The 4,696-nt window shown below is 68.8% G+C and carries 3 protein-coding genes and 2 pseudogenes; 1 reads left to right on the plus strand and 4 read right to left on the minus strand.

Annotated elements, in window-relative coordinates; genetic code table 11:
- Nucleotides 1-908 precede the first annotated feature (908 nt).
- A pseudogene (locus ABZV38_RS39675) lies at nucleotides 909-1,163 on the plus strand (hypothetical protein); the annotation flags it as partial.
- 33 nt (nucleotides 1,164-1,196) lie between these two features.
- On the opposite strand, the gene ABZV38_RS39680 reads toward ABZV38_RS39675, so the two are convergent.
- From ABZV38_RS39680 to ABZV38_RS39695, 4 genes and pseudogenes are all read right to left on the minus strand, one after another.
- Nucleotides 1,197-2,276: an NlpC/P60 family protein gene (locus tag ABZV38_RS39680; RefSeq protein ID WP_356333740.1), complete on the minus strand. Its 1,080-nt coding sequence runs from the start codon at nucleotides 2,274-2,276 to the stop codon at nucleotides 1,197-1,199.
- A gap of 32 nt (nucleotides 2,277-2,308) precedes the next feature.
- Nucleotides 2,309-2,791 carry a poly-gamma-glutamate biosynthesis protein PgsC/CapC gene (locus ABZV38_RS39685; RefSeq protein ID WP_356333742.1) on the minus strand — a complete coding sequence of 161 codons (483 nt, stop codon included), beginning with the start codon at nucleotides 2,789-2,791 and terminating at the stop codon, nucleotides 2,309-2,311.
- Entirely contained in the window at nucleotides 2,788-4,278 is a 1,491-nt protein-coding gene (pgsB, locus tag ABZV38_RS39690) for a poly-gamma-glutamate synthase PgsB (protein ID WP_356333744.1), read from the minus strand. The genes ABZV38_RS39685 and pgsB overlap by 4 nt, the downstream gene beginning before the upstream one ends.
- 6 nt (nucleotides 4,279-4,284) lie before the next feature.
- Nucleotides 4,285-4,587, minus strand: a pseudogene (locus tag ABZV38_RS39695) (HAMP domain-containing protein); the annotation flags it as partial.
- Nucleotides 4,588-4,696 lie beyond the last annotated feature (109 nt).

Below are 4,696 nucleotides of genomic sequence, written 5' to 3' on the forward strand. Positions count from 1 at the left end.
CCACAATGATCACGAAGCCCGTGCCTGCCCTGTTATGCGCCCCAACCGGTCACTCCCCGACCAGCCGCACGAACCCGGAACTTGCAACCGCCCTGTCGCGCGGCAGCGCCGGACTGGCGAACTTCCCGAGCGCGTCGGCGAGATGAACGCCTCTCTTGGCCGCGTTCTCCGATGACCAACTATGCTGTCTCGTCGTTTGCCGGCCCCCGGTTGGATGCCGATAGCGCGGCTCGCCCCAGTCACCGGGAACTCGACGCCCAGTGGCGTGACGGGAACCGCGCCGGGGAGGGGAGGCCGCTCGGACCATGTTGTGTGGTGACGCCGCCGGACATCTGGCGTGGTGCGAGAGTGCGGTGGCGAGGGCGTTGCGCGCGCTCAGCCGCAGCGCTGCGGATCACGGATGTTCACGGACCGCTACCGCTGGGATCAGAACAGTCCGACAACTTCCGTCCCCTCGTTGCCCACACGCAGGAGCGGGGAGCGGTATGTCTCCCGTCCGGTACGGCTGTTCGCTGCGAATCGAGGCCCCGGAACAAAATATGATGGCCTCGCGCGTCTGGCCAACCACCCTGCGACCGTCACGGTCGACAGGGACACGCGGGTAGGGCCGCATGTAGTAATGCGCCGGCACACCCGCCGCGTCGGCAGCATATTTGTTTATCTTTAGAGCCTTTCCGAATATTGACGGCTCATTTGCTTTCGCGCCGCCTCCTACGAAAACGTACTCCCCATTCGGTCCGATCACATCCAGGCCGCTGGATCCTACGTTGGGCATGACTATCTTGATGTCCTGGCCCTTTGCATCCTTGGCGACAACGCCGCCGATCAAGGGCGAGGATGGGGTCGACGGAGAGGAAGCGTCCGATCGGAGAACGCGCCACCGAGTGGGATAAGACAGATGCGGCGGCTCCGAGAGGAGAGAGTCCCGGCGTCTCATTTACGGCGGCGGCGTGGACGCCTTCTGCACCGGTGCCGTCTGCCGGACCACGACCAACGCCTACGGCCGCTACGCCTACTTCACGGTCACCGGCTTCACCGGCACCAAGGACGTGACGGAGAAGGACACGGCCGTCTTCCGGACCGGCGACGACCTCGGCGAGTTCGCCTTCCGGCAGATCCGCCGCCGCGACGAGGCCCAGGCGTCGGCCGCGGCCGAGCAGTAGGGCCCCGCCGGGGCGCCGGGCGGGCGGTCACGGTCACAGCCGCTTGGCGCTGCGCAGCGTCTTGGCGTAGTAGCCGTTGCCGTCCAGCCGGGAGACCCCGCCGACGTCGCCGATGGTCGGGCCGTTGACCTCCTCGCGGCTGGAGACGAAGATCAGGTGGCCCTCGGTGTCGTAGCCGAGCACCATGCCGACGTGGTCGAGCCGGTCCTTGGTGCGGGTGTCCAGCTTGAAGAAGACGAGGTCGCCGGGCTGGAGCTGGTCGATGGCGGACGGCCGGTCGTCGGCCGTCACCCCGGCCAGCGGGAGCACGTCGACGCCCTCGCCGGAGCGGGCCATGCCGTTGGCGGTGCGCGGCAGTCCGTCGCCGGAGGTGTCCGAGGACATCAGCGGGTAGCGGGTGCGGTAGCCGAGCACCATCCGTATGAAGCCCGAGCAGTCCAGGGACTTGGCGCGCAGGGGCTCGGGGGTACCGGTCTGGCCGTCCCGGAAGGGGTAGGACAGGCCGAGATAGTCGTAGAAGTCGGACTGCTCCAGGCGCAGGTCGCCGCCCTCGGCGCCGGTGGTGTTCAGCGGTCCGAAGTTGGCGTCACCGGCGTAGGCGGTGCCCTGCTCGTCCTTCTTCTGCGGGGCGCCGGCCACGTACTGGAAGGCGATGGCGAAGACGTCGTCCTCCTTGCTGTCCTCGTACTCGGTGTACCAGTCGGTGAACCACTTCTCCTTCTCGGCGCCCTTCTTCCAGGACTCGGGCATCAGCCGCACCCAGTCCGTGGTGGAGACCTTGGAGGAGGTCGAGGCCGGTTCGGCGAAGGTGCGGGCCGGGCCGGTGAGTGTGGCCAGGTGCGCCCCGTCGGTGAACACCGCCTTGATCTGGCCGTCGGAGCCGCGCAGCACCGAGCGCGCGGGGTTCTCCAGCCGGGACCACTTGGCCTCGCCCTTGTCGTCGGAGGCGGAGCCGGAGCCCTCGCCGCCGTCCAGGACGCCGACGTTGCGGACCTCCGTCACCCCGGGTGCCTCCTGCTTGCGCAGTTCCAGGGTGAGGTAGCCGGAGGTCGCGACGAGCGCCAGCACCACCAGACCCGAGACCACGGGCCGCGACTTCTTCTTCCCTGCCATCGGTTACTCCTCGGTTGTTCTGGGGCGGCTTGTCAGACGGTGGGCATGATGCCGAGCAGCAGCCCGGCGGCGACGACGATGTAGGCCATGAGCGAGACCGTGCCGGTGGCCAGCAGGGTGGCGCCCTTGGGCTGGCGCACCATCTGGTAGGCGATCAGGCCGGGCACGATGAAGCCGAGGGTCTGGTTGCCGTAGAGCAGCGGGAACTCCAGCGAGAGCAGGATCATCACCGTGCCCTGGAGCAGCACGCCGAGCAGCACCACCGAGGCGAACAGCCGCTTGCCATAGAGGATCACCAGCCGCTGCATGATCTTGGTGCCGCCGTAGGTGAGGGCGGTGACGCCCACCACCATGGCCGCGCGCTGGACGTCCTCGATCAGCGTCAGGGCGAGCCAGCCCGGAGTGATCATGCCGCCGGGCGAGAGGTTGGTGGTGAGGTAGCACAGCAGCGAGAAGAACAGCCCTAGGGCGATACCCAGGGCGGCCATCTCGGGGGTCAGTGCGGCGGTGGTCAACGGGGTCTCCGGGCGTCGTCGTGCGGCTCGTCGTAGGGCGGCCAGGTCTGCTGGGCGGATTCGTACGGCTGCTGCCGCGGCGCGTCGGCGTACTGCTCGAAGGGCTCGTACCGCTCCTGCTGTGCGTACTGCTCGTGCTGCTGCCGGTATGGCCGTGACGTCCGGGCCGGTATGCGGACCACCGGGATCTCCTGGGTCCGCGAAGCCTGGTAGCGCTCCTCGTACGCCGGGGGGTACGAGGCGAACGGGTCCAGGCGGGGCGCCGTCACCGCGGCGGGGCTCGGCGTCTCCTCGTCCGCGTCGCTCTCGTCGGCGGGGAGTTCGGCGAGGTACTCCAGCAGCTCCTCACCCTGGCCGTGGATGTTGCCGATGGCCACCAGGGAGGAGCCGTCGGACATGCGGCCGAGCAGGGCCGGCATGAACTCCTCGGCGGACCGCTTCTCGCCGCCCAGGTCGACCGCCCGGTCCCGCCACTCGGCGGGGATGGCGTCGATGGCGCTCTTGGCGGGGTGCCCGATGACGAAGACGTGGTCGGGCTGGAGATCGGGGATGATCTCGCCCATCTGCCCGTTGCGCTCCACGCGGTCGGGGCGGCAGTTGATCACCACGTTCAGGGGGCGGCGGACGGCGCCGAGGTCGAGGAGCTGGTTGATGTTCATCAGCGTCGACTCGGGGTCGTTGGCCGCGAAGACGTTGGCGAAGGCGAGCCGGTTGCCGTCGGGGGCCACATAGCGCTCTACGGAGAGCACGCCCGGGTCCGGCGGGGCGTCGTACATGCCCTGGAGGGCGACCTCGCGCTCCACGCCGAGCAGTTCGGCGACGACCAGGGCGATCGCCACGTTCTCCTTGAAGGTGAACCAGCTGAAGCCGCGCAGCTCCTCGTCGCTGACGGTCTCCGGGTCGGCGTAGACCAACTGGCAGTTCCGGGCGTCCGCCTCCTCTTGGAGGATGTGGAAGCGCTCCTTCTCGGCGGTGACGCAGATGCCGTCCTGGGGCATCGAGCGGCACAGCGAGCGGGCCACGTCGTCGAGGGTGGGGCCCATCTCGGCGAGGTGGTCCTCGCGGACGTTGCACAGCACGCCGATGGTGGAGCGGATCAGTTTGCTCTGGTTGACCTCCTGGAGGGCCGGCATCACGGCCATGCACTCGATGACGAGCGCGTCGGGCCGGTAGGTGGCGGCCCGACGGACGATGCCGATCTGCTCCACCACGTTGGCGATGCCGAACTTGCGGTAGACCGGCTCCTCGGTGGCGTCGGGGTGGATGAAGCGGGCCGCCGTCCCGGTCGTCTTGGCGACGGTGATCAGGTCACCGCCCCGCAGCGCGCCCGCGCAGAGCCGGGTGATGGAGGACTTGCCGCGGATGCCGTTGACGAGCACCCGCGAGGGGATGGTGTGCAGCGCGGCGTAGTGCCGACGCTGCTCCACGATGCCCGCGACGAGCAGGAACAGACTGCCGATCAACAGGACGAAGTAGAGGTAGAGCACGCTTGGTCACCTTCCTCCGGCGCCGGGCCGGGGCTCGGCGGGCCGGCGCGCCTGGTTCTGCCGGCTGGCCTGCAACTGCTGGCGGATCAGTTCGAGGCTCCGGACGACGGCGCCGACCTCGTCCTGGTAGCGGGGGTAGTGCACGGTCTTGAGGTCGCCGTCGGCGAGCTTCTCGGCGCCTGCCGCGAGGGCCCGCAGGGGCCGTACGACGACGAGGTGGATCCAGCCCAGGCAGACCACGATCAGGGCGAGGCCGAGCAGACCGGCGAGCACGCTGCGGTCCTCGCGCTCGTAGGCGGTGATCTCGAAGTGGTCGGCCTTCTCCTGAGTTCCACAGTTGGCGGTGCCGACTAGGGCACGAATATGTAGGTTGACCTGCGGATATGCCTGTGGGCACGCCGAAGTGGCGTGTCACTAG

This window comes from Streptomyces sp. NPDC005181, assembly GCF_040608395.1.
In the GTDB taxonomy this organism is placed as follows: Bacteria; Actinomycetota; Actinomycetes; order Streptomycetales; family Streptomycetaceae; genus Streptomyces.

Bases quoted from the DNA above. Each gene is read 5' to 3' on its own strand.
- ABZV38_RS39680 (WP_356333740.1), bottom strand. From the start codon at position 2,276: ATGGCAGGGAAGAAGAAGTCGCGGCCCGTGGTCTCGGGTCTGGTGGTG.